Annotated in this window: 38 protein-coding genes; 2 read left to right on the plus strand and 36 right to left on the minus strand. The window is 57.5% G+C overall.

Annotated features, from left to right (window positions below; translation table 11 throughout):
* Positions 1-4: 4 nt before the first annotated feature.
* The 11 genes from AC27HQ_RS12840 to AC27HQ_RS12890 form a co-directional block, all read right to left on the minus strand.
* Entirely contained in the window at positions 5-676 is a 672-nt protein-coding gene (locus AC27HQ_RS12840; RefSeq protein WP_487156571.1) for a hypothetical protein, read from the minus strand.
* A complete protein-coding gene (locus tag AC27HQ_RS12845; RefSeq protein ID WP_487156572.1) occupies positions 673-972 on the minus strand; it encodes a hypothetical protein in 300 nt (99 codons plus the stop codon). The genes AC27HQ_RS12840 and AC27HQ_RS12845 overlap by 4 nt, the downstream gene beginning before the upstream one ends.
* Entirely contained in the window at positions 969-3,398 is a 2,430-nt protein-coding gene (locus AC27HQ_RS12850; RefSeq protein ID WP_487156573.1) for a phage tail tip fiber protein, read from the minus strand. The genes AC27HQ_RS12845 and AC27HQ_RS12850 overlap by 4 nt, the downstream gene beginning before the upstream one ends.
* Before the next feature lie 14 nt (positions 3,399-3,412).
* Positions 3,413-5,029 carry a hypothetical protein gene (locus AC27HQ_RS12855; RefSeq protein WP_487156574.1) on the minus strand — a complete coding sequence of 539 codons (1,617 nt, stop codon included), beginning with the start codon at positions 5,027-5,029 and terminating at the stop codon, positions 3,413-3,415.
* Entirely contained in the window at positions 5,026-5,526 is a 501-nt protein-coding gene (locus tag AC27HQ_RS12860; protein ID WP_487156575.1) for a D-Ala-D-Ala carboxypeptidase family metallohydrolase, read from the minus strand. The genes AC27HQ_RS12855 and AC27HQ_RS12860 overlap by 4 nt, the downstream gene beginning before the upstream one ends.
* Positions 5,523-5,768: a hypothetical protein gene (locus AC27HQ_RS12865; protein ID WP_487156576.1), complete on the minus strand. Its 246-nt coding sequence runs from the start codon at positions 5,766-5,768 to the stop codon at positions 5,523-5,525. Before AC27HQ_RS12865 ends, AC27HQ_RS12860 begins: the two co-directional genes overlap by 4 nt.
* The gene (locus AC27HQ_RS12870) at positions 5,765-5,971 is read right to left on the minus strand and encodes a hypothetical protein (RefSeq protein WP_487156577.1); all 207 of its coding nucleotides are present in this window, start codon (positions 5,969-5,971) and stop codon (positions 5,765-5,767) included. Before AC27HQ_RS12870 ends, AC27HQ_RS12865 begins: the two co-directional genes overlap by 4 nt.
* Entirely contained in the window at positions 5,964-6,518 is a 555-nt protein-coding gene (locus AC27HQ_RS12875; RefSeq protein WP_487156578.1) for a hypothetical protein, read from the minus strand. Before AC27HQ_RS12875 ends, AC27HQ_RS12870 begins: the two co-directional genes overlap by 8 nt.
* 532 nt (positions 6,519-7,050) lie before the next feature.
* The gene (locus AC27HQ_RS12880) at positions 7,051-7,455 is read right to left on the minus strand and encodes a DUF4376 domain-containing protein (protein WP_487156579.1); all 405 of its coding nucleotides are present in this window, start codon (positions 7,453-7,455) and stop codon (positions 7,051-7,053) included.
* Between the two features lie 3 nt (positions 7,456-7,458).
* Entirely contained in the window at positions 7,459-7,677 is a 219-nt protein-coding gene (locus AC27HQ_RS12885; RefSeq protein WP_487156580.1) for a hypothetical protein, read from the minus strand.
* On the minus strand, positions 7,677-9,179 hold the full coding sequence (locus tag AC27HQ_RS12890) for a hypothetical protein (RefSeq protein ID WP_487156581.1): 1,503 nt from the start codon (positions 9,177-9,179) through the stop codon (positions 7,677-7,679). The genes AC27HQ_RS12885 and AC27HQ_RS12890 overlap by 1 nt, the downstream gene beginning before the upstream one ends.
* Between AC27HQ_RS12890 and AC27HQ_RS12895 the strand changes: the two genes are divergently transcribed.
* Together AC27HQ_RS12895 and AC27HQ_RS12900 are read left to right on the plus strand one after the other, a co-directional pair.
* On the plus strand, positions 9,178-9,690 hold the full coding sequence (locus AC27HQ_RS12895) for a hypothetical protein (protein ID WP_487156582.1): 513 nt from the start codon (positions 9,178-9,180) through the stop codon (positions 9,688-9,690). The two genes, AC27HQ_RS12890 and AC27HQ_RS12895, sit on opposite strands and share 2 nt — an antisense overlap.
* A gap of 440 nt (positions 9,691-10,130) precedes the next feature.
* A complete protein-coding gene (locus AC27HQ_RS12900; RefSeq protein WP_487156583.1) occupies positions 10,131-10,337 on the plus strand; it encodes a hypothetical protein in 207 nt (68 codons plus the stop codon).
* A 110-nt stretch (positions 10,338-10,447) separates the two neighbouring features.
* On the opposite strand, the gene AC27HQ_RS12905 is transcribed toward AC27HQ_RS12900, so the two are convergent.
* The 25 genes from AC27HQ_RS12905 to AC27HQ_RS13025 all read right to left on the minus strand — a co-directional run bounded on the left by AC27HQ_RS12905 (position 10,448) and on the right by AC27HQ_RS13025 (position 25,530).
* Positions 10,448-10,819 carry a hypothetical protein gene (locus AC27HQ_RS12905; RefSeq protein ID WP_487156584.1) on the minus strand — a complete coding sequence of 124 codons (372 nt, stop codon included), beginning with the start codon at positions 10,817-10,819 and terminating at the stop codon, positions 10,448-10,450.
* A gap of 9 nt (positions 10,820-10,828) precedes the next feature.
* The gene (locus AC27HQ_RS12910; RefSeq protein WP_487156585.1) at positions 10,829-11,383 is read right to left on the minus strand and encodes a hypothetical protein; all 555 of its coding nucleotides are present in this window, start codon (positions 11,381-11,383) and stop codon (positions 10,829-10,831) included.
* Complete coding sequence (locus AC27HQ_RS12915; protein WP_487156586.1) at positions 11,384-12,049, minus strand: phage adaptor protein; 666 nt, start codon at positions 12,047-12,049, stop codon at positions 11,384-11,386.
* A 3-nt stretch (positions 12,050-12,052) separates the two neighbouring features.
* Entirely contained in the window at positions 12,053-12,424 is a 372-nt protein-coding gene (locus tag AC27HQ_RS12920) for a hypothetical protein (RefSeq protein ID WP_487156587.1), read from the minus strand.
* Positions 12,425-12,469: 45 nt separating this feature from the next.
* Positions 12,470-13,405, minus strand: coding sequence for a phage major capsid protein (locus tag AC27HQ_RS12925; protein ID WP_487156588.1), 936 nt, complete (start codon positions 13,403-13,405; stop codon positions 12,470-12,472).
* A 31-nt stretch (positions 13,406-13,436) separates the two neighbouring features.
* On the minus strand, positions 13,437-14,354 hold the full coding sequence (locus AC27HQ_RS12930) for a hypothetical protein (protein WP_487156589.1): 918 nt from the start codon (positions 14,352-14,354) through the stop codon (positions 13,437-13,439).
* A 308-nt stretch (positions 14,355-14,662) separates the two neighbouring features.
* Positions 14,663-16,825, minus strand: a complete 2,163-nt coding sequence (locus AC27HQ_RS12935) for a portal protein (protein ID WP_487156590.1) — start codon at positions 16,823-16,825, stop codon at positions 14,663-14,665.
* Position 16,826: 1 nt separating this feature from the next.
* Complete coding sequence (locus tag AC27HQ_RS12940) at positions 16,827-17,186, minus strand: hypothetical protein (protein ID WP_487156591.1); 360 nt, start codon at positions 17,184-17,186, stop codon at positions 16,827-16,829.
* Complete coding sequence (locus AC27HQ_RS12945) at positions 17,183-18,652, minus strand: terminase (RefSeq protein ID WP_487156592.1); 1,470 nt, start codon at positions 18,650-18,652, stop codon at positions 17,183-17,185. Before AC27HQ_RS12945 ends, AC27HQ_RS12940 begins: the two co-directional genes overlap by 4 nt.
* A gap of 160 nt (positions 18,653-18,812) precedes the next feature.
* Positions 18,813-19,406 (minus strand): hypothetical protein, encoded by a 594-nt coding sequence (locus AC27HQ_RS12950; protein ID WP_487156593.1) that lies wholly within the window; start codon positions 19,404-19,406, stop codon positions 18,813-18,815.
* A 3-nt stretch (positions 19,407-19,409) separates the two neighbouring features.
* Positions 19,410-19,880: a lysis system i-spanin subunit Rz gene (locus AC27HQ_RS12955; RefSeq protein WP_487156594.1), complete on the minus strand. Its 471-nt coding sequence runs from the start codon at positions 19,878-19,880 to the stop codon at positions 19,410-19,412.
* Positions 19,877-20,188 (minus strand): phage holin family protein, encoded by a 312-nt coding sequence (locus AC27HQ_RS12960; protein WP_487156595.1) that lies wholly within the window; start codon positions 20,186-20,188, stop codon positions 19,877-19,879. Before AC27HQ_RS12960 ends, AC27HQ_RS12955 begins: the two co-directional genes overlap by 4 nt.
* A complete protein-coding gene (locus AC27HQ_RS12965; protein WP_487156596.1) occupies positions 20,181-20,534 on the minus strand; it encodes a putative holin in 354 nt (117 codons plus the stop codon). The genes AC27HQ_RS12960 and AC27HQ_RS12965 overlap by 8 nt, the downstream gene beginning before the upstream one ends.
* A 162-nt stretch (positions 20,535-20,696) precedes the next feature.
* Positions 20,697-20,885, minus strand: coding sequence for a hypothetical protein (locus AC27HQ_RS12970; protein ID WP_487156597.1), 189 nt, complete (start codon positions 20,883-20,885; stop codon positions 20,697-20,699).
* A 42-nt stretch (positions 20,886-20,927) separates the two neighbouring features.
* Positions 20,928-21,287: an antiterminator Q family protein gene (locus tag AC27HQ_RS12975; RefSeq protein WP_487156598.1), complete on the minus strand. Its 360-nt coding sequence runs from the start codon at positions 21,285-21,287 to the stop codon at positions 20,928-20,930.
* Positions 21,256-21,699, minus strand: a complete 444-nt coding sequence (locus AC27HQ_RS12980) for a putative PDDEXK endonuclease (RefSeq protein ID WP_487156599.1) — start codon at positions 21,697-21,699, stop codon at positions 21,256-21,258. The genes AC27HQ_RS12975 and AC27HQ_RS12980 overlap by 32 nt, the downstream gene beginning before the upstream one ends.
* Positions 21,700-21,744: 45 nt before the next feature.
* Positions 21,745-21,930, minus strand: coding sequence for a hypothetical protein (locus AC27HQ_RS12985; protein ID WP_487156600.1), 186 nt, complete (start codon positions 21,928-21,930; stop codon positions 21,745-21,747).
* Positions 21,931-21,986: 56 nt separating this feature from the next.
* On the minus strand, positions 21,987-22,346 hold the full coding sequence (locus AC27HQ_RS12990; protein ID WP_487156601.1) for a hypothetical protein: 360 nt from the start codon (positions 22,344-22,346) through the stop codon (positions 21,987-21,989).
* Complete coding sequence (locus AC27HQ_RS12995; RefSeq protein WP_487156602.1) at positions 22,346-22,549, minus strand: hypothetical protein; 204 nt, start codon at positions 22,547-22,549, stop codon at positions 22,346-22,348. The genes AC27HQ_RS12990 and AC27HQ_RS12995 overlap by 1 nt, the downstream gene beginning before the upstream one ends.
* Entirely contained in the window at positions 22,546-22,830 is a 285-nt protein-coding gene (locus AC27HQ_RS13000; protein WP_487156603.1) for a hypothetical protein, read from the minus strand. The genes AC27HQ_RS12995 and AC27HQ_RS13000 overlap by 4 nt, the downstream gene beginning before the upstream one ends.
* On the minus strand, positions 22,827-23,123 hold the full coding sequence (locus AC27HQ_RS13005; protein ID WP_487156604.1) for a DUF1364 domain-containing protein: 297 nt from the start codon (positions 23,121-23,123) through the stop codon (positions 22,827-22,829). Before AC27HQ_RS13005 ends, AC27HQ_RS13000 begins: the two co-directional genes overlap by 4 nt.
* Positions 23,120-23,584 carry a hypothetical protein gene (locus AC27HQ_RS13010; protein WP_487156605.1) on the minus strand — a complete coding sequence of 155 codons (465 nt, stop codon included), beginning with the start codon at positions 23,582-23,584 and terminating at the stop codon, positions 23,120-23,122. Before AC27HQ_RS13010 ends, AC27HQ_RS13005 begins: the two co-directional genes overlap by 4 nt.
* Positions 23,581-24,369, minus strand: a complete 789-nt coding sequence (locus tag AC27HQ_RS13015) for a hypothetical protein (RefSeq protein ID WP_487156606.1) — start codon at positions 24,367-24,369, stop codon at positions 23,581-23,583. The genes AC27HQ_RS13010 and AC27HQ_RS13015 overlap by 4 nt, the downstream gene beginning before the upstream one ends.
* Positions 24,356-25,246: a helix-turn-helix domain-containing protein gene (locus AC27HQ_RS13020; protein WP_487156607.1), complete on the minus strand. Its 891-nt coding sequence runs from the start codon at positions 25,244-25,246 to the stop codon at positions 24,356-24,358. The genes AC27HQ_RS13015 and AC27HQ_RS13020 overlap by 14 nt, the downstream gene beginning before the upstream one ends.
* Positions 25,243-25,530: a CII family transcriptional regulator gene (locus AC27HQ_RS13025; protein WP_487156608.1), complete on the minus strand. Its 288-nt coding sequence runs from the start codon at positions 25,528-25,530 to the stop codon at positions 25,243-25,245. The genes AC27HQ_RS13020 and AC27HQ_RS13025 overlap by 4 nt, the downstream gene beginning before the upstream one ends.
* Positions 25,531-25,538: the final 8 nt, after the last annotated feature.

The following is a 25,538-nucleotide window of genomic DNA, read 5'->3' on the forward strand; positions in this document are numbered from 1 at the left end:
TTGGTTATCTTGCAACAAGAAGGTTTATGCCTCTCGGCGTAGTGCCGGGATCGCCGCCAGAGGTCATATCTCTTATTAGGTTGGTTATCTTTAACTCTGAGTTCTCGACTATAAAACCAGGCTGCCGAATCTGTATACGCCCGTTAGACTGCTCAAATGTACCAGTAACAAAGCTAGTCCCGTTTAAGCAAATCCATCGACCAGCAGCCTGACTGATCGCTCTTTTTGGTGAGCCCGCGCTAAATAGAATTTCCTGATAGCTTGAAAGTCTTAGCGGTATAAATCTGCTATCAAAAACCGTTTCCCCGATTTCATTAAAGACTCGCATCCCATAGCCGGAGCCTGCAGGGAATGGTGTTTTCCTTTTCGCGTAAACTCTGTAGTTATAAGGAACTGACCTACCTTGCGTATTGTTTGGCGAGATCCCGCTTGTTATGGTTATTGCGTTTGCCGACAAAGACCGAAGCATTATAGAGTCGCCTTCGTTCTGTATCTGAACAAAAACAAGGCACTCGTTAAAGTTATATCCTGCAGGCGGACCAAAAGAACTGAAGCTCCCGTTTGATCTTCTTGTCGGAGTTGACCTATCTGTCTCCTCGATTAAATAAAGCGCCTGATATACCGAATCTATCTGTCCAAAGCCTTCCGAACTTGTTGATCTGAATCCAAAGGTCATAACGTGTAAACCGTCAGGTAGCAGTCAGTAAATATGGTGTTAGAGCCAAAAACTAGCGGCCTGCTAAGCCGTATCTCGTCAGGCCTTATTATCGCCACCACGGTGGCAGAAATGTCGGTCCCACTTAGTACCGCTGCAAACCTTCCGTTATTTACTACGCCCGGACAAGGTATCACCCTCGAACCCTGTCCGGTGCCCAACCTAAAAACGCCTTCAAAATAGATCTTGGGCAGCCTGTCATCAATATCAAACACAGGATCACCTTGCGCCGAAATAACCTTGACGCCGTAACTCATGCGCTCAAATCTCCGATCTGAACTCTGAGCTGCCCGTTTTCATCATAGACCTTAATGTAGTCGTCTCTGATCTCCATTCTTCCGTCGCCGCCAACTCCATTAAGCTGAAGTCCGCCGTCCTTATTTAGGCTCCATCGAGGCAGTCCGTTACCACCCAATGCGTTCGACTGAATAACGCCCGAGATCTGCTGATTGCCTACCTGCAGGTTTTCAACGTCGATGCTTTCAGCCTTCAGCTTGCCTTCCAGGGTAGTGACCGGCGCGCCTTCGCTATCGACAATTTTACCGAAACCGATAGGCCCAAGCTGACCCTGCTGGATCGAGGCCTCTTTGATCATTGCCGTATTCATGTAGACAATGCCGCCGTCGATGACAAACGGGCTCACCCCTGCACCAAGCGCCGTCGGGGTGATACTGAACTTGTCAGCCAGGATCCTGAAGTCGAGCGTATTGCCGTCGTTGTAAAGCCCGAACCCGCCAAGCGTGTTGCCGGCCTGGACGCGCAGAACGTAGCTTGCAGAAAGCCCGTTGATTGCCTGCTGCTGGGTCTGTATCGAGGCAGTGTTTCCGCTCACGGTTGACTGAAGCGTCGAAACCGAGCTGGCAATGGCGCCGTCGGCATCAGCGCGCGCCTGCGCCTCACTCTGAATTGCAGCCTGGTTACCAGATACCGATGCCGAAAGAGTGCTGATCTGGCCTGCCAGTGCGGTATCCGCATTTGCCCGCGCAGTCGATTCGTTGGTTATCAGCGCCCTTACCTGGGTGTCGTTGCTGCCTACCGTGGCGGACAGCGTACTGATCTGCGTTGCCAGCGCGCTGTCCTGGGTAGTCCTGGCAGTGCGCTCGGCATGGATCAAGCCCGAAGTCAGGCTGGGAAGCGTTACTGTTGCCGGGTTCGCGGATCCGATCAGGCTGGCCTGCAAGCTCTCCCTTGCCGATACCTCGGCTGCAATGGCGCTTGCCCTGGCCTGGACCTCTGCAGCCAATGCCGCGCTTGATGCGCCAGGCGAAGGCCGGCCAATGGCAATCCAGTCGTAGCTGATACCGTTTGCCGAGCTCTGTTCCTCGACCAGGCACAGCTCGATCTGATCAATCGTGCCGTCCCAGCCTGGAGTTACCGAGAACAGGCCTATGCCGTTCGGATCAAAGTCCGGTTCGGGTATCGCGGCGACCTCCCAGATTGAGCTGCCTTGCAGTTTCCAGCGCAGTTCGCCATCCCACACGGGTGATCCTGTTTTACGGATACGCCCGCGAACCTGGCTGTACTGCGTTGAATTGACCGCCAGCCCGGCAGGTGATCGAATGCACGGATCAGTACCGTTGGCAGGCGTGATAAAGCCACCGGCAACCACGGGTGCGCCATTACCCGTCCAGGCTTCAGCCGTACTGTCGAAGTGGTACATCTTGAGCGGATCGAACTGCTCGCCCACGCCTGCAGAGATCAGCGAGATCTGTTCGGCAAAAGCCTCGTCTCGCAGTACGCGGGCCTGCTTTTCCTGGAATATAAGACCTGACGTGACCTGCTCAAGGTCGGACCCGTCGTAACTGCCGCGTAGCTGGACGGCCAGCAGGTTCTGCTGTGATACCAGGACATCATCGGCGTTTATTCTGGCCTGCGTCTCATCGCCAATCAGAGTAGTTGCGCCATCGACATCCACGCGCAAGCCTTCGATCTCAGTCTCGGCAATGGATACGCGGTTCTGTACTGACTGAATGTTGTTGCCTACCTGGCTGAACTCGCCTTCCAGGTAGTTGTTCAGCGTGCCTGGCTGGTCGGCTGGGCCATCAAGATTGTCGATCCTGGTGCGTAGCCCGAGATCCAGCAGATCCGCATCAATCTGTCCCTGAAGCTGGGCCTGGAGCAACTGAAGGTCAGGCAAAGTTTCGGCAAACAGGCCGTCGGGTGATGACGGCGGGCCTTCAATGCCTGCGGCTGAAGTGAACGTAATCCAGTAGTAGAAGCTGGCCACGGCGCCAGGATTAGTGACTGCGGTCGTATCGTCACGGACTTTATCGACATAGATAAAACCGCCGTCACGGCCTACCAGCTGCGCATTCGAGAAGTTGTCCGTGGCTGCCCGGTAGATATTGGTAAAGGCGTGATTGCCATATTGCTGCTGCGGTACGGACCAGCTCAGAGTGATTGTGCCGCCAAACCCGCCAACCGCGTTGAATCCGGCAGGCGGTGGCGGAATGGTCAGAACTGGCAGCGGAACATTCGGCACCAGGCCGGACTCTGGCCGGTTCGGCAGCCTGGTTGATGCAATGCCGGCGTCGAGCACGTCGCGCAGTGTCAGCTTTCGATCAAGCGGATCCCCGCGCACGCCTTCGCCTGTTTCCATGATCTCGGCAATAGCGGCCAGCAATGGGCGCAATTCTGCCGGGATCCGAGCGGTAACCGGGGGCAGTGTCTTGCGCTTTTTCATTTCAGCTCACTCTGTTAAACCAGTTCCATCGGTGTTTCTGCAATCTGCACTGAAGAGATCTCATGCAGACCCTCAACCTCAATTTCCCAATCGCGGGCTGTGCCGGGCGGCAGCCGGAACATGCCTCGATCTTGCACGGTCTGGGTGTGCCAAAGAACGCCATCGGCAAAGATCCTGACCGTGACCGGATACCCGTAGGCAATGGCCTTTGCGCAATTAAAACTGATGCCTTCTTGCGCCTCAAATATCTTCGACTTCCAAGACATTAGAAGATTGTCGCCCTGACCCCAGGCGCTGATATTGTTGCCCTGGATCAGATAAAGCCGGTCGCGGGCAATGTCGTAGTACCCGCTTGTGGCGCTGACATCAAAGAACTCCATGCCGGCATCCGGGCTGTAAATGAATGCCCCGCCGTCATAGAAACCAAGATACCGGCCTTCGTACTTGTAGCCGTGCATGGTGGCCGGATTCAGCGCCTGCCATTGTTCCTTGCTCATTACCTGCTCGGTAACCACGCGGGCCTCGCCACCGCCCAGCGCAACCAGGCCATTAGGCGACGCATACATGGCGAACTCGCCCATATCGACCAGGGACCGGCGAGACAGGCAGGGCTGCTCAGTATCGAGCTGATTGGCACTCATGGCCGCTGGTGAGGATCCACTGACAATGACCGGCTTGCCATCGGTTGCCACGATCAGGCCGCCCGTCACCGATACAATGCCGACAATCTGATCAGTGAATGCCTGCTGGTATGAAACCGGCCAGGCATGCGGGAAAAACGATTCGCTGAAGCACAGGGTATTGCCGAAGAAACCGGCCATAAATCCGGACGGCATAGCGGTCAGGCCTACCATCTGCGGATCCGGCATATCCCATTCCAGCGACGGGACAGGTATGCCCAGGTTCTCGCTCAAGACTTCATCGAAGAACGTACCGACGCCTGCATTGACCGCGCCGACGAACTGGAACACCCCGGACAGCTCTGCCCGATAGATCCGCACCGATACAATGTCATGGTTGCCGCTGGATACCGCCGGCAGGTTGACTGTCACGCCACCGCCGGCAGGGGCATCTTCGACCATATCCCACCGGGTTACCGGCAGGCTTGGCAGGCTAGGCGCGCTTTCCTCACCGAACCGCGATACCTGGGTCACGACATAGCTGGTCTGGACGGTAGTAAGCGGCTGCTGATCAAAGCTCACTCGATCAGGCGGAACCGTGGTTGTCGGCGGCAGACCAGGCGCCGGAACTCCGAGCAAATAGCTGGTTGAAGGGTAAGGTCCAGGGCCGGTCGTAATATCCACAATGCTGCCCATCTTGGGCGCGCCGTCGCCGGTCCAGTACAAGCGGCTGAAGTCATCATTTGCCAGCGGCGAGCGCACTGCGTTGACGATCTTGTTGGCACCCCAAACAAACCAGTAGCCTTCTCTGTTATTGCCGAGCGGATAGCGATACAGCGAGGAAGGCGCCACCACGGCAGGAATCTCGGTCACCGGGCCTGGAGCGCGCTCAGGCTTCAGCGTTCCCCGCTTCAGATAAGCATTGCGGGACCGCTGGGCATTCTGCTCTGGCAGTATGCGCGGATCGAATATCGGGATCTCACCACGAAAGCCAGCCAGTGCAATCTTCATGCTTTGACATCCTCTGGTGTGAACGCGCCAGACCAAGTGCCGTACAGGAATACGCCCTGCGGCAGATTGGCCAGCCCGAGATCTGCGCGCCGGTCGATATGACAGAAACCATTGTGCAGGCCGACTGACCAGCCCATTTTCCAGGCGAGCTGTGCGAAACGCAGCTTCTTTTCAGTGCTCCAGCTGCGCCACTTGATGTCGCACCCCATGGTCCCGATGGTCGGCCACTTTGGGTTTTCTGTCAGGTGCATGCTGTTCTTGTGGCCGCGCACATTGCGGTTGTGCTCTGGCGTCCGGCATACCGAGGAAGGCGAAAGCGGCTCGCCCCAGGCGCCACGCAGCAACGGCAGGTTGCGGGCAAACCTCGGGTCCATTTTGATTACGCCAGTACCAGGAATGGCATTACCGTCCGGCCCGATCTTGCGACTGCCTCTACAATCGAGCTCATGGGCCTGGAAGTATTTAATCGGGGTGCATACCGGCTGCAGCAGACTCATTGGCGGGCCTCCAGCGGCAAGTGGCGCATGGCCTTTTCAGTCTCAAACGACATACGGCAATGCTCGTCCTGCCAGAAGAAAATGCCATCGATAACGCGACGGGCAATGGTCCAGCGCTTTTTCTTGCCATCCATGCGATAGGCGCGACTGGACAGAGTTTCGTCAGGCCAGCCAGCCAGGATTGCGTTGAGCAGTTGATCAAATGCGATAGCTACAGACAAAAGCAGTGCGGGCCTTTTCATTGCTCGATCCTCAGAACACTGATGGTTGAATCCTCGGTCGCCGTGACCGTAAGCCGGTCGCCAGCCTTGAGGATGGTTGCCTCCAGCGGGACCAGCACAGGCGCGGTTGCACCAGCATAAAGCGTTACCGTGCGGTCCCCAGCGGCGTAGCTGAATGTGACTTCCTGGCCTTCAAACAAAGTCTTGCGCGACTGCTTATACATTCACTTCCTCCACCAGCCCCAACAGGGCTTTGCCGTCCAAGGAAAACTCGTCGCCCTCATCTACCTGCCACGCGCCTGCAAAACGCTCGCCCTTCATGCACACAATCAGGCGGACCCCGGCAGGCACCCGGTACACGTCACCCGCTTCAAGCAGTAAAGGACTCAGCTTGTAGCCCGGCAGCGCGGGATTGTGCCCGGCGAGGCAAAGCCATTCAGTATCCTCAAGCGCTTCATAGTCGAATACCGCCTTGAAGATGATCCCCGCACCTACGCGCTTCCAGCTACCGATGTACTCAATCGGTTCCTCGAACTGGTCACAATGGACCCGGACATGGCCGCCGGGCGGGATAACGGTTAGCGTCGGCAGCGATACGACATCATCAGTGTCGCCTGCCATACCGTCACCAGGACGCGGTGTATAGACATTCCAGCGAGTGCCACGGGGTACGCGAACCCGATACAGGCAAAGTGGTGGCAAGCCATCGACGTTGTAGTAAGTCCACTTCTTTTGTCCTTCAACCCTCTTGATACCCTGGATCTCTTTCAAAGCCCGTTCCCCATATAAATTTCAATGTTGTCGCCTGGAACAAGAACGTCCCATGGGTCTGTGCCGGAAACTTTAGTGAACCTGCGCATGTTAGTGGCGAACTTGCCATCCCCGGATATAGCAAACGCCCACGTCGTGACTTGGCAGACACATGAAGTTGAATTGGTAGTGTTGAGCAACGTTAGATAGACCCCTTGCGACGATATAAAACCAAAGTCGCCATACCTTTCCGTGCGAACGCCGGAACCGTAGCTAAGTACGTTTACCGGACTATTAAAGAACTCGACCCTATCTTTGATTGACCCATAAACTATAACCGTGTTTGCGGTAGCGGATGCCATAGCCTCATACTGGTTAGTAGCATGCAGCGAAATCCGGTTCGTAGTCAGCCCTGAGTTTGAATCCAGTCCACGCACTTGCCCCGTCGCAAACGTATTGGGGTCCATAGCCTCCCTTTGAGCCATCGCCGTAAACGTACCTTGCATGTGCAGCAATGGTACTAGTGGCTTCTCGATCAGTGTCGGGAACAGCATCAGAACTCACCTTCCGGCCACTCGATAGCCTCAACCTCGGCAACCGTAGTCGCTGCCTCAACAGCCGCTTTAAGCGCCCAAGCAGTGCCGTAGCAAGCACTACTAAAGCCGACTACAGCCTGACCCATTTCGATCACCTGAGTGGGCGTCAGCATTCGCAGTGTGTTGCTCTCGGGCATAAATGGAATCACGGCATCAGTGACGCCCTGGCCTTGCAGGATCAGCGCCTGAGTGACCAGGGCGGTAATGTTGCTGCGGTCGCGCTCGCCGCGAAGCTGGATATAATCGCGCTCGCCATCGAAGTAGTACGGCAAGCCGCGCACTTCCTCATACGCTTTACGCTCGTTGATTTCGGCGATCTTCTTCGCCTTGATCGTCGCCAGATCGATCTTCACTGCAAACATTGGTCACGCTCCATACCCATCAGGGGTTCGCACTTCGGCCAGATCTACTGTCCATGCTTCATAGTTGTCCATTTGAGGGATCTCTTCCGGCTCTGCCAGCCAGTACGGATTGCCGGTCGGGACCAGATCCGGAACAACAGACAAGCGATCCACGCCCGGTACTACCGTGGTCAGTCGAAGAAAGCCCTCGGCGTTCACAAACAAGATGTATGGGCTGGGCATTACTTGCCTCCGAAAATAAGGATGCCGATATTCGACGAATCAACCGCCGAACCGCCGTTATTTCGCACTCTCAGCGTCAGCGTCGTAGTGCTCGCGGTGCCGTTACTGTCTTGCGTCACAATGCCAGGAGCAGAGGTAGTTGCACCCCTCGCCCATCCCGCGACGCAGTAGTTCGCGTTATTCAACCCGGTGAGTGTCAAGGTGTAATCACCGGTTCCGTTCCGAGTCACGGAAGTGATGCAGCCGAAACTAGAGCGGATGGTTGCAGGGTTCCCTGAAAACGAGATGAACCCAGTACATACCGCATCAGGATCAATTGAGTTGGCCGCGAGCACGTTGCCGCTGAATGTATATGGCCCACCAGCAATGGTGGTATTCAGGCGGATCTGCGTCCCGTCAATGACGATGCCGTTGCCTTGCGTGTAATCGCTGCCACCGAGCGCAGCAATAGCCTGGGCAATTCGCTGGGCTGTCCAGGCCCGTCTTGTGGTGCCGACGCCTGCTTCTGCCTCCGCCTGCGATACGGTAGTTGCTGTCCATTCACGGGCGTCTGAAAGGCGAGCGTCACCAGTAACGACATAGCCCTGGCTGGTGACAAAGGCCTCGGTTGCATACCCTGTGAAACGCCAGTCGGCCCAAGCCTTGAGCTGTGCTGCAGATACAGATCGAGCGGTCGTCGCCGTGCCGGTCTGCAGCTCGGCAGCAGTAGCGACGGAATACGTCGTATTGTTGTCTGCGAAGGTGCCAGTAACCGTGGTTCCGTCGGCCAGAGTCAAGGTCAGCGTCTTGGTAGTCGTGCCGCTGAAAGCCAGCGTGTTCACTCGCTTGGGGTCTGACTCGGAAGTCAAGTAGCCCGCAAGCGCATGGTCGCCCCAGCCGAAAGCGGCGTCCCAGTTGTTTACGTCGCTCGCGTTGATCGAATCGACCTTGGCCTTGTCCCCGGTTGACATAAGGCCAGCGTTTGTTTGGGACGCGACGTAAAAAGGCGTGCCAGTCCCGGTCGAGCTATTCAGGGTGATGCTGTTGCCGGTGCCTTCCAGCGACAGGTTGGTGCCGACGTTTACTTGGGCGCCTGTCTGGATACCGTCCAGCTTTGTCTTGTCTGCAGACCCTGTCCACCAGGCCAAGATTGCTTGCCTGACCCGCTGCGCCGTCCATGCCCGTCGAGTGGTAGCCACACCTGACTCGGCCTCGGCCTGGGTGACAGTAGCAGCAGTCCACTCTCGACTGTCAGTAAACCTGGCGTCCGTTGTCAGCGCCCGAGCATTGATCTGACCCTGGATCTTGCCAATGGCTTCAAGCAGCGTATCAGCTGCCGCAATGGCGGCGTTGGTCCCGGCCATGTACCCGCCAAGCAGCGTACCGCGCACGGCAGCGCCAAAATCAGCCCAGGCTTTCGTTCCTGCCAAGTACTTTTCTTCTGGATCCGTAGGTGTTGCCGGCAAAGGATCAAAGCCTTCGAGCTCGGCGGCAGCAGCAACGGCCTGGTCACGCGCCGTCATGGCGGTATCACGGTATCCAAGAGCGTCGGTCGCTGCATTGGTTGCGGTTGTTGCGGATCCGGCAGCGGCAGTCTGGGATCCGGCAGCGGCGGTTGCAGATATAGCAGCAGCACTGGCGGAATCGGACGCATTCGTGGCAGACGTGGCAGCATTGCCTGCACTGGTAGATGCCGACGTGGCAGAACTGGCTGCATTGCTGGCGCTGGTGGCTGCGCTTCCTGCAGATCCGGATGCCGCTGTAGCAGAGTTGCTGGCCGACGTGGCAGACCCGGCGGCAGCTGTTGCGCTTGCCGAGGCATTGCTTGCCGACGTGGCGGCTGCGCCCTGGCTGGCCAATGCGGCGGCTGCGCTGTTCGCTGAATCAGAAGCGGATCCAGATGCGCCGGTCGCGCTCAGTGCTGCAGAGCTGGCGCTGTTACCTGCTGCTGTTGCGCTGCCGGCGGCTGCCGTGGCCGATCCTTGTGCTGCGCCTGCAGACGAATCTGCGGCGGTTGCACTTGTGGCGGCCTGAGAAGCGGATCCTGCAGCAGAACTGGCATGCCCTTGCGCTTCATCACGAAAACCTTGCGACGCATCACGGGCGAGCTCTGCGGATGCCTGCGCTGCCTCTGCTCCCGTTCTGGCAGTGGTCGCTTCGCCAGCTGAAGTGCTGGCAGCGGTCGCGGATCCAGCTGCTGAAACGCTGCTGGCCTGGGCGAGATCCCTGGCATCCTCGGAAGCCTGGGCTGCTGCTTGAGCGGCAGTAGTCGATAGTGCTGCAGCCGAAGCGGATCCTGCGGAAGCCAGCTCACTGGCAGCGGCAGCCGTGGCGCTACTTCCAGCCTGGCCTGCACTGGCAGCAGCTGCATCCTTTTCGGCGGTGGCCTGCAATGCGGATGCTGCGGCAGCGCCCTGGGCCTGGCCGGCATCAAAAGCTGCCTGCTCGGACTGGATCTTGTACTGCTCTGCCGCTTGCGCAGCCAGGGCGGCGGCATTGGCGTTCGGGAGCGTCGCCTGGATGAACTCGATCCATTCCTCAATGGTTCCACCGAACCCTGCTTGCTTGATAGCGAAGAACCCGGTCAGAGTATCAAGCCACTCCTCTTCGGTGCCGTTGAATCCAAGCCTGACCGCTTCCTGGTACGCGGAAATACCGGGCGCACCCTGTCCGGAAGTTGATACCTGCTGGAGAACAGGCGCCGGCTGCAGAACAACCTGATTGGTTGATGGGCCTGACAGCTGGACCTCAAGCGGCTGGTTGTTGATACCGCCGATGATGATCACGTCTGTCATACTGCTGGCCTCGTCACTTCAGGGCTCAACCGGACAGCGCCCTCGGCAAAACGGGTCACGGTTCCATCAGGAAATTCGATTTCGATGTCATAGACCGCGCTGCGGAATGACAGCTGTTCAGTGGTGGCGGCAGGGATCTGGATCTGAATGGTGCCGTTGGCCGGATCCGGGATTGTGATCATTCTCTCGGCACCCAGGTCCAGCTCGATAACAGTGGAGCTCAGGCGGCGACGGATCTGCATGCGGGCAGTGCAGCCAGTCAGATTGACCGGAACAAGCTCATTCTGATCGTCACGGAACTGCCAAAGCAGGTTTTGAGTGAAGGTCGCGCCCTGGTAGATGGTCAAATCGAAACGTACCGGCGTCATGCTGCCCCCTTAGAACCGTGGAACCTTCATGCGGACGCTTCCCGCCTGGTGCCCGGTAAATGAAAGATCTCTCGCGTTTGCCTTGTGCATAGCGAACTTCGTTTGGTAATACTGCGCCAGCTGAAGATCTCTCCAGGGTTGGGGCATCATAAGCAGACGGCCTACAGCGCCGTCGATCAAAGCGTAATGCCAGCGCTTCAGCAGCTCGTCCGGCATATCCCTGCCGCGAACAGGCCTGCAAGCCAGCTGGCCGTCGATCTCCGAGACATCCGTCTTGATCAGGATCTTTACCTGATTGTCGCCGGCCTGGACGTAATCAAATCCAGGCTTCAGCTTTCGGTCCGCAATCCGCATAGAAATGATCCGGACGGCCTCGGCATCCAGCGGTGGCTCAACGGCTGCGAACTCGGTATCCACACCGAATACCACGGGACCGTCATCAACCACCCAGGCATTGCCGTCGTCGCAGAGCTCGCGCTGGGCATGTCGGACAGCGTCGCGGGCAGTGGCAACCGGACAGCCGACAACCTCGATCAGTACGTCATCAACGATGTCAGAAAGCATTTAGGCGGCTCCAGGGTTGTTGGGGCTGAAACCGATCTCGGCCTGGGCCTTCAGACCAAGCTGCGTCTGGTAGGACTGCATGTGCAGCTGCGCCCGGCTGAAATTGGCCTGGTGGCTGGCATCCTTGAGGAATGCGCGCATCAGGATGTAATCGACCATGGCCGGCGCATATCCGTCGGAAATCTGAATCGTCTCGGTGGCGACCGAGTCCAGGTCTGCCGTGGCATGGCCTGTCGGCATCCGCGAATAGATAATCTCGATCACCACACCGGCCTGAGCTGGAGGGTAGACGTAGAACACCTTGGGGTCGATCTCGTCAAAAATGTAGTGCTCCAGCTCCGCCTGTTGCTGCTCGCCATGCCAGCGGCGACGGGTGAAGTCCAGTACAGCCCTGGTAGTCCTGACCAGGGAAAGGCCACCCTGAACATTGCGGATGGCCTCCATGAATCTGTCCCCGTCCTCGGGGATAACCTGCTTTGTCCCTGCAGTACAGGCAACCTGAGCAGTTACAGCGCCGGCATCTGACTTGATACCGACAATCGCAAGGTAGCTTTCGTTCAGCCAGTCCAGAAGCTCGGCATTGGACCAGCGCACACCATCGGCAGCAGTCTCCTGCAGAACCTTCTTAACCCTGCCAATGACGTTGCCGACGGTGATAGTGGTCATGGATCAGGCCTCGACCATACCCGGCAGCTTTGCCAGCGCAGGAGTCCAGACGAATACTCGCCCGTTCTTGGTGTTCTTCAGCATGCGCTGCTTTACAACAGGCACCGGCTCGGGGTCTTCAGCCAGGTCAGGCAGGGCTTCCTGGATCTCGGTTTTCGGCTCGCTATCCGTGCTGGACGGTTCGGCAGCCTGGCTTACCGGCTCACCATTCTCCACCGGCTGCAAGCCGGCCAGAACCTGAGCACGCAGATCGTTCAGGGAACGACGCTTGTCAAGCTCAATGCCCAGGTGCTCGCGCACCAGCAGCTCCAGAGAAGCCTTGTCGGAAGCATTCTCGACAGCCTTGATCAGTTCCTGCAAATTCAATTCAGACATAACTCACCTCGAAAAAAGGGAGCTCCGAAGAGCCCCCTAACCAGATCAGCCCTTCTTAGCGTACAGGTGACCGATGGCTTTTTCGTCGATGACCTTGGAGCCATAGACGTTAAGACCGCGAACCAGCTGACCGAAGTCAGTCGGGTTCTTGAGGTCTTCCATTTGGGTCATCTGGGATGCGAAGGTCAGAGCCTTCTTGTGGCCAAACATGACGTTGGTCACTTTGTCGGTGCCGTCAGTGACAACCGACAGGTTGTTGCTGATGTACACCATGAAGCGATCCAATATGCCCAGCTTGCCGTTGCGGAATACCGAAGTGGTATCACCCATGATGCTGGCGTCGCGCAGCTCGGACTTCTTGAGCATGCCAGACATCCAGGCCGGCAGGATCACCCAGCGGTCAGTCTCCGGCACGTTCTGTTCATCCAGAACGCTACTGCAGTCAACCAGCACGTCCAGGACGTTATCCTTGGTGATGGCAACCGGCGCGCCAGTGGTGCCAAGGTTGTAGGCTTCAGACTTCACACCGGCAGTCGCACCCGAGTTTTCAGCGGCAACGTCAACGTAGTGACGGGCCAGAATATCGGTGTCGATAGCGATTTTCATCTGTTCGCCGCCGTCATTCGAGAACTCGTCCATCAGCTTGATGTCCGCCTGGTACTTCTCGATGTCGTTGATCTCGAAGGCAAAATACTTGGCCTTGTCGATCTGCAGCTCAACCTTGTCACTGACAGGCTTTTCGTAGGTCAGGCCGCCGCCGATTTCGTAGTCACGGATAGTGATAGACGGCACGGTGCGGATCTGAACGGTGTCACCTTTCTGACGGATTTCTCCCTCATAGTCGGTGTTGGCGATCTCGCCAAAGCAGGTAGAGGCATACAGCTTCTCGACCAGCTTGCCAGACCAGATCTCGGGAATGAAACCCGAGGCAGAATCACTGGCGTAGGATGCGACGCCAGTAGCGCGAGTAGGACCAGCCATGTTGAAACTCCTTTTCGCTTCTCAGCGATAATTACCGAATCCGACCTTCGCGTTGTGCAGCGAAAATGTCGGCTTCATCTGCTTTTGCCTGGTCTGCACTGAGCCGACCGGCAGCTTTGTCCCGGTAGAACGAATCGATCATCTGGCGCGTCCAGATCTTTGCCTGGGTCGCAGGCTGCGTCTCATAACCGCCGCCGGACGAACGCGGGACAACTGACTCGTCGGGTACTTTCGGGGTGCGTACCCTTTCCTTGAACGACTTGAACAATGCAACGACCGGCCCCGCTTTCCACTGCTGCTGTGCTTGGACAAGCAGCGTTTGGCGTTCGGTCCCTGTGAACGGATCCAGTTCGGCAAGCCACGAATGGAATGCCTGGTCAGCGTTGATCTGACGGAAGTCTGGCACTTGAGCCTCCAGGCTGGACCAGAAGGTCGCCTGTGCATCCTGCTGCTTTTCTTCCTTGAAAGCGTCGAGCTCTTGGCGCAACTTCTGCGCCTCCTCCGACTCAACAGCGTTACGCTTGGCCGCCTGGCCTGCTACGCGCTGAATCAGGTTTACCAGCTCAGGACCAAACTCCTCGATCTCCTCGGGTGTCAGATCAGCAACGGCAGATTGGGTCCGCTCGACGGCGCTGCCGTCCGGTGTCCCTGCTTGCTGGATCTGCTTTTGGAGTTCGCTGACTTCTTTGCGCAGTGCAGGCACCTCGGCGTTGTACTTGCCCTGAAGAACGTCGAAGCGGTGTTTCCAGTACGAAGCTGGCTTACCTTCGATTTCGTCGGGCGCGTTGGTCGCGGGTTGCTGGGCGGGTTGCGCTTTGACCGGCTCGGGAGCCGCTTCCTTCTCGGGAGCCGCTGGTGCGGGATTCTCGGGTTCAGCTGGCTTATTCAGATCACTCTGGATCTGAGCGGCACGGTCGATCTGTTCTTGCACATTACGGGGTAGTGACATTGCATTTCTCCGATACGTCATCACGACGTTTCACATGAGCCGGCTTCTGCCGGGGTTCACGGGGCTGGCGGATTCCCTTGGCTGGCCTACCAAAAGGGAGCGAGCGCCCATAAGAAAACCATCATAGATGGCTTTTTTATGACTGCTTGCGAGCTATTGCATCCGCTTCAACAAGTAAATCATCAATATCCCTGATCATAGACGCCTTTCCCTGCAGACGGTATATACCCAGGTCAACCGGCTGGGTTTCCAGATCTCGCCGGATCTCCTCCAGGCTCCCCTGAAGAATGCCAGCGAGAACCTGAAAGTCAGGGTTGCTGCGCAGCCGGCATAACGCCCTGGCCTGCTGCTGATCGAGCTGCGACATTCTGCTGCCTCATGCTTTCAAGCAGCGCCTGGGTTTCAACCAGGATGCTGCGGGTTTCTGCCTGGACCTTGCCGCCCTGCATCTGCTTGAGCATGGCGTCCGTCTGGGCCTTCATTGCCTCGATCTGACGGCTTTGGTCTTCGCCTTGCAGTCTGGCCTGCTCCATTTGCATGGCCTGCTGCTGGAGCTGCATGGCCTGCTCCTGCTGGGCCGCTGCGCTTTCCTGCTCCTGCTGCATACGGGCCTCAATCTCGTCGTCATCCGGAATCAGATCAGGCATATCCAATCGCTCGGCTACAGATCTCAATAGCTTGGCGCGACCCTTGATACCCATGATCTGCATGTCAATCGGGTTACCGGATACCGCCAGGAACTGATTGCGCGCTTCCTGTACCTGCTCCCTGATCAGCATGGCGCTGGCACCACGCGGCACCACCTTGCAATCGCCTTTGATCGAGTTATCAGGACTGTAACGCATATTATGCAGCCACAGGGATTCGACAACAGGCCTGACCAGACCCCTGTCAATATGGCGAATCGCGTTCTTGATCCCCTTGTTTGCCGACTCCATCAGCATGGCCAGGCCGCCCATGGTGTTGCCTGCGCCACCGACGCGCTCGTTGCCGTATGAGTATCGCGGCACGTTGGTCGCGTCATCTGCGCGCCGTTCCCACTTGTCATACACCCCGTCGAGCTCTGCTGCCCGGCTATCGGGCTGGAAGAAGTTGATGGCCGGCACCTGGGCGCCGGTTGCATTTCGATCTGTCTTGGTGCGCCAGCGCTTCAGCGGATACATTTCGTTCGGATCCTCGCCTGGGGCAAGACGATCCACGTTGACCTCGACCTGCGGGCCTGAAGCAAAGGCCAGGTTGTTGCTCTGGGCTCTGGCAACAGAACAGCAAATGTCCTGAATATCACTCATCAGCTCGGCAACCGCCTTGCCCCAGAACGATCCTGGAACCTTCTGGAAGCTGGCCTTACCGTAAGGCCTGGTCCCCATAGGGTTGCTATTGATCACAGCTCTGACAACATGACGACCGATCAGGATGGCATCGATCTCGTACTCTGCCAGCGGATCCGGGATTTCGTCCGGGCTCATGCCCCAACTCAACAGCATCAGGCCTTGGGCGCTGCCCCAATAGACCAGACCCTCGATCATATCGGTACGGAACAGCATTTCATTCGGCCTGTCTTCGAGCTCGGCGCGGACAGTGTCGATAGACTGCCAGCTGCGAAGGCCTCCCAGGCCATGCTCCTGCAGAACAGCCCGGATTGCCTCGTCGTTGTAGCCCTTAACCCCGATCATCTTGTTCAGCTCGCGCCGGCTGAATCGGTCGCGCTCGATCAGAAAGGAACCGCTGTTGATGCAGGACGCATCTGGAGCCGGGTAGATGTCGAACGGGCTGACCCGCTTGAACATAGGCTTGACCGCCTCGACCTCGATTGGCTGCCAGCCTTCCATCCAGGCCAGCTCAGTGACGCGGTGCAGTATCGGGCCTTTCATAAATGCGGCAGGATAGACCGCGAAGTCTTCAATGAAGTCCTCAAGAGCCTCATACCAGCCGCCTTCTGCCAGCTGGTCAGACATCAGCAGCTCATGCTTCTTGGCTGCCTCGTCTGCCAGCTGGTTGACCATGGCCATTAGGCGCTTGCGGGCCTTTTCCTGGTCCATTTCAGGATCTTCCTGCTGCAATCGCTCCATGAATGCCATCAGGTATTCCTGGGGTATATCGCTGACCGGTGTCGGATCCAGACCCCAAGGGTTGCCGGTGCTCGGCATAAGGATGTCCGAGATCCAGGATGCAAGCGCCCTGGTCTTGGTAGTCGTGATCTTCGGGTAGACGGTGGATCCACCTACTGACTGAATCTCGCGCAGCTTATCCGGGTCATACTCGCCTCGATGCCGGCGGGCGCAGTCGATCAGCCGATGCTCAACCTCACGCTTGGCGTGCTTGGCGGCCTCAAAGCTGCGATTGATATGCGCGGCCAGACTTGACTCAACAGCCTGCTGACGACGGGCCTTGTCCGCCTCAAGGCGGGCCTGCTCCTCTTCAGCTGCAATTTCAGCCGCCGGCTTGAACACAAGTAGACCAATGCTCGACATATCAGATACCCGTTGAAGCGCGCACGTTGGCGACTGTCATTTTCTGCCCGGCGCGTCGCTGCATTGCAGCAAAACGCATACCAGACAGGTTTTCAAGCAGATTTGAGATGTAACCGGCTGGATCCGAGGCAAAGTGATCCAGGCGCACCCGGATCTCGGCACCGAGGCCGTGCTCCATGCCAAAAGTGAACATCAATGCCGGGTATTCGCCGTTATCAGTCGGGTCATGGATTAGTATTTTGTCGATCTGAATGTCACCAACATCTCTTCTGATCCGCACTGCTGGCACGGCGACCTTCTGCAGGATTTCGGCAATACGCCTGCCTACTTCCCTCGTATTGACATCAACCACGGTAATCATGTGTGCGCTCCCCAAGCCTTTCGGCCACGGTCTGTATTCGGTCTGGTTGGCGGTGCCAGCGTACTAGCCATTGAATCAAAGATGGGAGCCCTGGCCAGCGTCTCGAAAGCCTTATACCCATGGCTTGACCAGTCGTGGCGTGGCGTAGACTTGTAAACGCCCAGCCTCGGATCCCATTCCTTGCGGTAGTTGTCCAGGCAGTCAATCAGCCGGTCAACATTGTTATTAGGTTCGCCGTCGTCGTTCTGGACGGTTTCTGCAAACCAGCATATCCCCAGGAATTGACGGGTTGCTTCAATGCCTTCCTGGTGATTCGCCACCCTTGGTATCGGATCCTCGAATCGCAGACCGAAGTCCACCCATCGCTCTTGTCGGGTCTTGCCGCCGTCGGACAGCTCGCGTACTGCCAGGTCGTGCGGCCCGAAGTGCCGGCCATAGTTGTAGTTCTTCTTGCGCAGCTCACCAGCGTAATACTCGATACCTTCGCCGCTGTGCTCCAGGTAATCGACGATATGGACCTCCCGGCCCGATACCTGGAAGAAAACGATGGTCATGGCGTCGTTCATCCCGAGATCCCAGGCGGTATGCACTGGCAATTCAGGATTCAGCTTGCACTGCTTGGTTATGCGCCCCTGCTTGCGTACCCGGCGCATCTGCGTCGCCAGGTAGGCACCCTGTACAGCCTGCTCGAATGCCTCGTCTGGCGTAGACGGATATTCGCGCTTGATGTCGTCGCCCAGCATGGCCGCCTTCTTGGCATACCAGGCCTGCTGTTGTGCATCAGTCTTGATGCCGTGGGTCAGCTCCAGATCCACGAAGTAGGTCATCAGGTAGCTTGGGATCTCGACATCTTCGTCGCTGATCCGATAACCAGGCTCCTCATGCCAAGGGGCAAAGTGGAACTTGAAGTCCATTTCAGTGGGCGCCTTGCCGGCGTCGATCAGCTTTCTCGCGGCCTGCGTGTAGTCGAAGAAATAGCCTTCTCGACCCTCGGCAGTTGATTCAAGCGTGATCTGGTTGCCCAGGCCTACAGCTTCAAAGGCGCCCGTGACAATTTCGCGGGCCTTGTCCGGGTACTTTCGGCAGATCTTCCCGAACTCAGAAACGTGCAGCCGTTGCAGTGTGCCGCCTCGATAGCTGGTCGATACCTTGATGCTGGATCCGTTGTCGAATACCAGAGCCTCGCCTTTATCGTTCTTCGGCTTTGGCAGCTTCAGGTTGATCAGGGTGAAGATGTGGCTCCAGGCCTGGTCCAGCCTCAGCTGCTCGTATGCGAACTTGACCTTGTTGCTGAAGATGTCCTTCGCGTCGCCCAGGGTGTGAGCGATACAGCCAGCAGCAAAGTTTTCAGTCCAAAGGCAGTCGTCGAGCGCGTCGATCATTTCGAAGGTGGTGAAACCAAGCTGGCGCGCCTTCAGGATCAGATCCCAATAATGGCGGTTGATGAACCGCTCGCGCTGCGCCATGTTCGGCCTGAACCGAACCACCTTGCCGTTCTTGTTCTTGATCTTGTACAGGCAGTTGAGGCGATACCACTTATTGCCCAGCGCCCGAATCAGATCATCCTTGGACTTGAGATCTCCCGCCTTATGCCTGGCCAGGTATTCCTCGCCGGCCTGGACAATCTCAAGTCTCGTCATCATTCACGGCCTTCAGCAGATCGCTAAGCGTCCTGCGCTGGCCGGCGGCCTCCTCGCTCTCATCCAGGCCATAGCTGACGCGCTCCAGTTTCAGGATTCGCTCCAGGGTCTTGGTATTGGTATCGAGTAGCCTGGCTACCTTGCCAAGCAGTCCATCCCGTTCTTCCTTGTCAGCGGTTTCGTCCATTCGGTCGAGCAGCCGGTCAAGGCCGCCGAATACACGCTCGATGCGCTCCCTGGTTTTGCTCAGAATGGCATGATGCTCGCTGATGATCTCAGCGATTGCTGTGCTGGCATCCTCAACCACCTGGGCGTCATCAGCTTCGCGCTGGTCTGGCGTTTGCGGCTGCTGATCCTGCTCTGACTTTCTGCGCCTGGCTGGAGCTCGGGCAACCTTGTTGGCTACCTGCTTGCGGATCATGGCGGACAGATCCCGCTGCCAGCCGTCGGTCTTGGCCTTCAACCGGATGCCGGACTCAGAACAGCCGTGCTTTTCAGCCAGCTCTCGGTTAGACAGCAGCGCAGCGCGGTATTCGCGCTCAACGGCTTGCCAGTCGATCCTTTTCTTCGATGTCGCCATGACCTACCTGCATACTTCTTGGATGTACTGCTGAAGCCCCAGGATCTTCACTCGGTCTGAGGCAAGCTGATCTCTGAGGGTGAAATAATCTTGTCGAGCGTCTGCTGTGAGCTCGACGGCGGTTCCATCAACCAGGCCGGCGGTTCCGGTGGCGGCGGACAGATTGTTACTGGTGTCTGGACATTGCGCACGAACAGACAGCCTTGTAGTACCGGCATCAACGCGAGCGCGAAGATCACCAATTTGATTCTGTGCATTGATCAGCTCCTGCCTGGTTTCGATGTCGATACGGCGCATGGACTTGAGATCCGCAGTCATCTTGTCGCGCTCGTCGGTCAGCTGCGTGACCTTTCTGTCTGACTCGATCAGATCCTTTGCCAGACGGTCGCGCTCATCTGTCACGGCGTCCCAGCGCCAAACGGCAAGCAGACCGGCAATCACCAGGCCTGAGACAATCGCTATCTCGAATTTCAATGCCGGCGCCTCTCTCTGCCATTCCAGACGGCAAGCTGGTCAATGACCCTGGCCAGATTGCCCCTGTGACGGCATATACCTGCAGCGAAGATGGCCAGCATGAGCAGCAGCGGCCATTGCTCTGGCGTGACGATGACAGCGCCATTGGCAAAGAAAAGGATGCTACTACCGGCAAAACCCATGGTGAGCGCGGCCATGATCGAGATAACGGGACGGTATCGTGCTTCCTCGCGCCGGAACGTGAACAGGCGGATAAAGATCACAAGGTTCAGCAGCATGGCGATATAGGTCAGCATTGTCTCAATCATGGCTCCCTTCTTGCGCCTTGGCCGGTGTCCTGGCTCTGAGCGCAGCTAGTGACACGGTTACCACCATGAGGCTTGCAAGGAAGGCAGCTGGTCCAGGCAGGCCGAACGGCTTGATGCCATAGATCTCCAGGCCACCCAATGCCGGGGCAAACAGGTAGCCCATGCAGAAGCTGGTTATGAAGAACAGCGTCCGCTGCCAGACTGGCAGCTCTTTGGTGGTGGTGAAGTAGATCAGTGCGCCGAACAGCGCACCTACAGCAGCCTCGGGATTAACGCCAGCCAGCGACCCGAGTATCCCTGCAGATACACCGGCAGCGGCGATTGATGTAGTGTGCGGCTCTGCCATGACTGCCTCGAATAAAAGGGGGTGACGCCTCCCGGCGATACCCCAGACCGTCGCCTCTCGGCGGGAGTCATAAACGAAAAAGCCCAGCGCGGCGGCTGGGCTCTGATTTCTTGGCGGTAAAACCGCACTATGCCTGAACTTTTATAGTTTCATGCGCGCATGTCAAGGCTTCTCGAACGGCGCCCGCTTGTCTCCGCGCATCCGGTAGGTCAGTGAAACGGCGCTGTAGTCGATCTCGAAGTGCGGTAGCAGTTCCGGCTTACCAGTGAAAAATTCCTCCAGCTCCAGGAACTCGGCATAGTTCTCCAGCTCCATCAGCAGAACGCCAGCATTCAGCATTTCAATTCGCATTTTAATCTCCCGGAATATCCAATAGCCGCCCGATAGTAGCCATTAACCCATCCTCGCGTCGATCTGTGACTGGACATACATGCGACCCATCTGCAGCAGTTCGCCTATCATCCTGCGTGACACTCCCAGGCGGCTGGCCACTGTCTGCTGCGTCCGGCCTGATCCGTAGTACTCGATCAATGCCTGAGCACAAGTAACGTTCGTCCTGCGAAGCCTGGCAATGATCCTATCGCAGTGCTCGATCTCCTCCTCCTCGATCAGCAGGGTTGCCGGCTGGACCGGCTTTGCGATATTGGCAGGCGACTTGTATCCGAGCCGATCAATTCCCATGCGCTGCCAGACGCCCCATTCATGCAGCAGCATTTCGGCGTCATACCGCATAATCGCCTCGGTGCGCATCATTCTGCGCATCTGGTGTTTCTGCGCACTGCGCAGTAGCGCGATATACAGCACACCATCCGGTAAAGCTGAGCATGATAACCTCGAACCTGTCGAGAATACCTGGCGCAATATCGGTTCCCTGCATGTAGACCTGCCATCCTCTGCGATTGACCTTTACGGCCAGGACGGGCTTGAGGCCTGCGCGGTTCGCCTGGCTCTGGCACTGATCCCACATTTCAGCCAACTCGGAGTTTGTCGGCATATCACGGCGGGCCTTGATCTCTGGAGCCCATCCATCCAGGCCGGTAATGTCGTGGCCGCCGGATCTGGACTGCTCCAGGTTGCGGCATACCTCGGTGCCGAGCTGTTCATAGCACAGGTTGGCGAACTCGCGTTCTACCCTTGCGCCCTTGGCTCTTGAATTTATCGCCATGCTATCCCCCGCAGCAGTTCGGGCAGCCATACTTGCCCAGAAGGTCTATCTCGAATTGCGCTTTGCAGCTTCTGCAAGTTCCGCCAGTGTCCGCAGTATTTCCGACCGCAGCGGTTCCCTGGTCTTGCGCAGCTTCTCGTTTACCAGCTGGTTCCACTGCGCCCGGTTCAGGTTCCCCTTCTTTCTCAGGTGCCGAAGGTAGTGCGCCTGCTTGCTGGCTTCCAGCTTCATGGCCTCCTCGGCAGTGCGGACTCCCGCAGAAGACCCAGCATTCTCCGCACAGGTAGTCATTCATCAGACCCCCTGTTAGGCATGAGTGGCTGGCTGAGACCGATATTGGTCGGATCAATTCCTTTGATGTGGTCGATCCAGAGCGCGCAGCTCGGCATGTGGCCTTGCCCTTCCTCTGCGTCACAGGAACAAACATGCGGATCAAGATCCTCCCTGCGCATTTCCTGCCAGCGCAGCAATGAGTCGATAGCCTCCTGAACGTCCTGGTCGATGTCCTTGGATCCTCGCTGGCCGGCACAGGTCAGTTTCTTCCAGGCATGGAATATCGGGCCGTCCGGGATTGAGTAGATCCGCTGCAGGCGGTACGGGTCGATCACCTTCAGGTGACCGATGGGCTTGCGATAGTGGTTGTACATTAGCCGACCCTCAAATGGTCTTTGCGGTTTACCTTGATTATCTCAAGACCTAAAAAACAATCTCCCCTCGCTTCGATGGTTACCATGCTGGATAGCTCGCATAGCTCAGAAATCTGGTCATAGCCCATGTAAACAAACGTCGGGTCAGCGCCTGTTTTTTCTATGTGCTTATCAATCAGGGTAACAAGGGGGTCAACGATCACAGCGCCCTCCAGGTCCGCTCTTCACGGCGAGTGCTGGTTATCCTGGTATTGCCGGTAATGGCAACCTGGCCGCTGGCGTAGAGCTCTGGCAGGCGTTTACGGACTTGATAGGCGTTAAGCCCGATTGACTCGGCAATCTGCTCGGCACCCATTTCCCCGCCTTCGGCCAGGCAGTCCAGGATCAGGCGGTGCTGGCTTTCGCGGAATGCCAGCTGTTGCGCGGCCTGGTGTGATGTTACCGGGTCGCTCAGTCGTGCGGAGTAGGACGGTGTATGCCTCACAGCTTGATTACCTCGCTCTTGATCAGCTTGTCGATAGTCCTGACCATCCCTTCCAGGTGGTACAGTCGGGCAGTGTCGTAATCCATCAGCCGGGTGCGGCGGTCGATCTCGTCGTGGCAGCTTGAGCATGCCCAGGCGCCGAGAAGATCAGCGGGCTTTTGGCTGGTGCCTGATATGCCCGCCATCCGGTAATGCGCCAGTACGACAGTCTCGGGATTGCCATTGCAGATCCCTGGAATCCGTACCTGGCAGTCCTGGCCACGGGCGGCCTTGGTGATCTTGTTCTGTTTCATGCGTTATCCAGTAGGTCATCAAAGACGACGCCATGGTGGGCAAAATGGGCAACCAGGCGGTCCGTGTACTCAACGCCCTGGGCGCGTGACATCAGGCTAGTAACGGGCAGGCCGTCCTTGCCCATCAGTCCACAGTCGCCCATGACTTCCAGCTTTTCCTCATAGCTGCGATCAAGCAGTAGGCGGTTCCAGCCTTCCCGGAATGCCATGTCGTCACGGCGCATAATCGGCACTCCAAAATGCAGCTTGCAGTGCCGGCGAGCGTCCTCCTCGGTGCCTATCTCGGTCATCTGGGCAATGCGCTCATACAGCTTGTGCCAAAGCGCGTTCTGGTTGAGGCTTCGCTCCCGGCCTACCCTGAAGCTGACCACCAGATACTTTCCGGCCTTGAAGGCCTCGGTCAGGATCCGGATGATCTGCGCAAGGCTGCCGAACGAATTTACGACGTGCTTCTCGATCACGGGCGAGATCCCTTTGCAGCCAGCTCTTCCAGGGCTTGCACTTGCTGCTTGCGTCGAGATTCAAAGTCCTGGCGCTGTGCCTTGTCCGCCTGCTGCCTGGCCACTACCTTGCTGGTCGCTGACGACTTCAGGCTTTTCAGTAGCTCATTCCACTTTTCGCGGATCCCTGGAGTTGGTTCTGCCACGGTGCCAGTGAGAAGGCCTGCAATCGCAGCGCCGTCCTGGGTGGCCGGCTCCACTACGCCAAGGCGCAGCTTTTCCTTTTCGGCGGCAGGTAGCGACAGCAGGCCGCTTCTTACTGCGCCCTCAATCGCAATCGCTCGGCGAGCAGGATCGAAGCCTGGAGATACCGTCCACTTGACCGGAGTGCCGGCAGCCCTGGCTTCATGCACATGGCGGTCATAGGCGGACAGGAAGGCCATACGGGCGCCGATCTTGTCGCCTTGAGCGAGTACCGGCGCAGCGGCTGCCATGGCCTTCTGAATTTCGTCGGTCATCACGGCGGTATCGAACTCGTCAGTTGACGTCAGGCCGATTGACCAGGCCTCATCTCGACCAGGCCGGCCATCAGCGGCCTGCATGCGCTGGATAATTGCGGCCAGCGTCAGCTTGCCGGTAAGTTCCCGGCGGCAGGCCTTCAGAGCCATTGCCGTGGCTTCAGCTGGGTACTCGGCAAGATCTTCAGCCATCAGCTCGGCGGCACTGGCACTCAGGGTCTGGCCAAGCGTTTCAGCGGTTGCGCACAAGGCAGCCGCGAGTTGTGCGATCTGGTCACAGGAAAGCATTGCGTTTGCCCTCTTTGCTGCGGATACGTTCGCCGGCTTCGATTGCCGCGTTCAGGTTGGCCTGAGTGTCTTCCATCTGGCGCGCAGTGCGCCCGTTGATCTGCCGGCCTGTTGCCCATTGGGTACGGTAGGCCTGGGCCTTGGCGATCAGCTGGTTGAGGCTGTGACAGTCTCGGATCAGCCAGGCGTCGTTGATGGTCAGGTAGTACGCGGCCACCTTCGGCGCCTCGTCTGCCCCGATCTGGTCGATCAGTTTGCCGAGCATGCCGCCAGCCGATGCGTTCCAGATTGGCCAGACGCCGTAACGCTTGCGGTATGCAAATGCGTAATTGGCCCAGGCCTTGAAGGTCTTGCAGGCAGGATCCTTTGGACCAGGCATGTCAGCGGGTATCTCGATTCGAGGTTCAGCATTCAGATCATCACCCTGGCGAGGCTCTGCCGACGCCTGGCAAAGGTTTGGTTCAGTGACTGGTTCAATGACTGATTCAAAAGAGTGACTGATTCTGGGTGCAGCTCCTGCACCACCCCCTAGTGCAGCTCCTGCACTACCTAGTGCAGCATTTGCACCACCCTGGTGAATCTCCTGCACTACCTCTGGTGCATTTGCTGCACCATCAAGCGTCAAGATGTACAGGTTTGAAGAGTTACCCTTTTCGCCTTCCCGAAGGATTTTTTTGAGCAGGCCGGAAGCAACCAATGCGTTGATATGGCCGATCACACTGCGCCTGCTGATCTCGCATTGGTCTGCAATATGCTGGTATGACGGCCAGCACTCGCCTTGGTCGCTGGCGTTATCTGCCAGCTTCAACAGGACCAGCTTGCGCAGCGGATTTCCGACCTTGGTTTTCATGGCCTTGACCATCAGTTCCATGCTCATCGTATGCGCCCCAGCTCAGGCGACAGCTCAAGACCCAGCTTCGCCATGGTGTGTAAGGCCTTGATCAGCTCAGGGTCATAGGTGTGATGCTCGACCGGAACAACCTGGAGGCCAAGCGCAGCAAGCAGTGCTGAAGCCGTTTCGATCAGCTCGCCAGGGTTCTTCATTTTGCTGATTGTCGATTCATGCAAACCGATGATCTCGGCCACCTTGTTCTGATGAACCAAGGCAAGCGCGCTCAAGATCGTCTGCTGATTCTTGCGTGTACTTTCGTTGATCGTCATGCGTAATG

It is taken from the genome of Halopseudomonas sp. 4NH20-0008 (assembly GCF_057548395.1).

Excerpts from the sequence above, each read along its gene's own strand:
- AC27HQ_RS12985 (WP_487156600.1), bottom strand. The coding sequence starts at position 21,930 with ATGAAGCTGGAAGCCAGCAAGCAGGCGCACTACCTTCGGCACCTGAGA.
- AC27HQ_RS12860 (WP_487156575.1), bottom strand. The coding sequence starts at position 5,526 with ATGAGTCTGCTGCAGCCGGTATGCACCCCGATTAAATACTTCCAGGCC.
- AC27HQ_RS12950 (WP_487156593.1), bottom strand. The coding sequence starts at position 19,406 with ATGGCGACATCGAAGAAAAGGATCGACTGGCAAGCCGTTGAGCGCGAA.
- AC27HQ_RS13005 (WP_487156604.1), bottom strand. The coding sequence starts at position 23,123 with ATGAAACAGAACAAGATCACCAAGGCCGCCCGTGGCCAGGACTGCCAG.
- AC27HQ_RS12855 (WP_487156574.1), bottom strand. The coding sequence starts at position 5,029 with ATGAAGATTGCACTGGCTGGCTTTCGTGGTGAGATCCCGATATTCGAT.
- AC27HQ_RS12845 (WP_487156572.1), bottom strand. The coding sequence starts at position 972 with ATGAGTTACGGCGTCAAGGTTATTTCGGCGCAAGGTGATCCTGTGTTT.
- AC27HQ_RS12850 (WP_487156573.1), bottom strand. The coding sequence starts at position 3,398 with ATGAAAAAGCGCAAGACACTGCCCCCGGTTACCGCTCGGATCCCGGCA.
- AC27HQ_RS12960 (WP_487156595.1), bottom strand. The coding sequence starts at position 20,188 with ATGATTGAGACAATGCTGACCTATATCGCCATGCTGCTGAACCTTGTG.
- AC27HQ_RS12930 (WP_487156589.1), bottom strand. The coding sequence starts at position 14,354 with ATGTCACTACCCCGTAATGTGCAAGAACAGATCGACCGTGCCGCTCAG.
- AC27HQ_RS12920 (WP_487156587.1), bottom strand. The coding sequence starts at position 12,424 with ATGTCTGAATTGAATTTGCAGGAACTGATCAAGGCTGTCGAGAATGCT.
- AC27HQ_RS12970 (WP_487156597.1), bottom strand. The coding sequence starts at position 20,885 with ATGCGAATTGAAATGCTGAATGCTGGCGTTCTGCTGATGGAGCTGGAG.
- AC27HQ_RS13025 (WP_487156608.1), bottom strand. The coding sequence starts at position 25,530 with ATGACGATCAACGAAAGTACACGCAAGAATCAGCAGACGATCTTGAGC.
- AC27HQ_RS13015 (WP_487156606.1), bottom strand. The coding sequence starts at position 24,369 with ATGCTTTCCTGTGACCAGATCGCACAACTCGCGGCTGCCTTGTGCGCA.
- AC27HQ_RS13020 (WP_487156607.1), bottom strand. The coding sequence starts at position 25,246 with ATGAGCATGGAACTGATGGTCAAGGCCATGAAAACCAAGGTCGGAAAT.
- AC27HQ_RS12940 (WP_487156591.1), bottom strand. The coding sequence starts at position 17,186 with ATGATTACCGTGGTTGATGTCAATACGAGGGAAGTAGGCAGGCGTATT.
- AC27HQ_RS12895 (WP_487156582.1), top strand. The coding sequence starts at position 9,178 with ATGGCGGTATCACGGTATCCAAGAGCGTCGGTCGCTGCATTGGTTGCG.
- AC27HQ_RS12945 (WP_487156592.1), bottom strand. The coding sequence starts at position 18,652 with ATGGCGCAGCGCGAGCGGTTCATCAACCGCCATTATTGGGATCTGATC.
- AC27HQ_RS12885 (WP_487156580.1), bottom strand. The coding sequence starts at position 7,677 with ATGCCCAGCCCATACATCTTGTTTGTGAACGCCGAGGGCTTTCTTCGA.
- AC27HQ_RS12935 (WP_487156590.1), bottom strand. The coding sequence starts at position 16,825 with ATGTCGAGCATTGGTCTACTTGTGTTCAAGCCGGCGGCTGAAATTGCA.
- AC27HQ_RS12980 (WP_487156599.1), bottom strand. The coding sequence starts at position 21,699 with ATGGCGATAAATTCAAGAGCCAAGGGCGCAAGGGTAGAACGCGAGTTC.
- AC27HQ_RS12910 (WP_487156585.1), bottom strand. The coding sequence starts at position 11,383 with ATGCTTTCTGACATCGTTGATGACGTACTGATCGAGGTTGTCGGCTGT.
- AC27HQ_RS12870 (WP_487156577.1), bottom strand. The coding sequence starts at position 5,971 with ATGTATAAGCAGTCGCGCAAGACTTTGTTTGAAGGCCAGGAAGTCACA.
- AC27HQ_RS12890 (WP_487156581.1), bottom strand. The coding sequence starts at position 9,179 with ATGACGGCGCGTGACCAGGCCGTTGCTGCTGCCGCCGAGCTCGAAGGC.
- AC27HQ_RS12865 (WP_487156576.1), bottom strand. The coding sequence starts at position 5,768 with ATGAAAAGGCCCGCACTGCTTTTGTCTGTAGCTATCGCATTTGATCAA.
- AC27HQ_RS12840 (WP_487156571.1), bottom strand. The coding sequence starts at position 676 with ATGACCTTTGGATTCAGATCAACAAGTTCGGAAGGCTTTGGACAGATA.
- AC27HQ_RS12925 (WP_487156588.1), bottom strand. The coding sequence starts at position 13,405 with ATGGCTGGTCCTACTCGCGCTACTGGCGTCGCATCCTACGCCAGTGAT.
- AC27HQ_RS12905 (WP_487156584.1), bottom strand. The coding sequence starts at position 10,819 with ATGACGCCGGTACGTTTCGATTTGACCATCTACCAGGGCGCGACCTTC.
- AC27HQ_RS12965 (WP_487156596.1), bottom strand. The coding sequence starts at position 20,534 with ATGGCAGAGCCGCACACTACATCAATCGCCGCTGCCGGTGTATCTGCA.
- AC27HQ_RS12915 (WP_487156586.1), bottom strand. The coding sequence starts at position 12,049 with ATGACCACTATCACCGTCGGCAACGTCATTGGCAGGGTTAAGAAGGTT.
- AC27HQ_RS12975 (WP_487156598.1), bottom strand. The coding sequence starts at position 21,287 with ATGATGCGCACCGAGGCGATTATGCGGTATGACGCCGAAATGCTGCTG.
- AC27HQ_RS12880 (WP_487156579.1), bottom strand. The coding sequence starts at position 7,455 with ATGTTTGCAGTGAAGATCGATCTGGCGACGATCAAGGCGAAGAAGATC.
- AC27HQ_RS12990 (WP_487156601.1), bottom strand. The coding sequence starts at position 22,346 with ATGTACAACCACTATCGCAAGCCCATCGGTCACCTGAAGGTGATCGAC.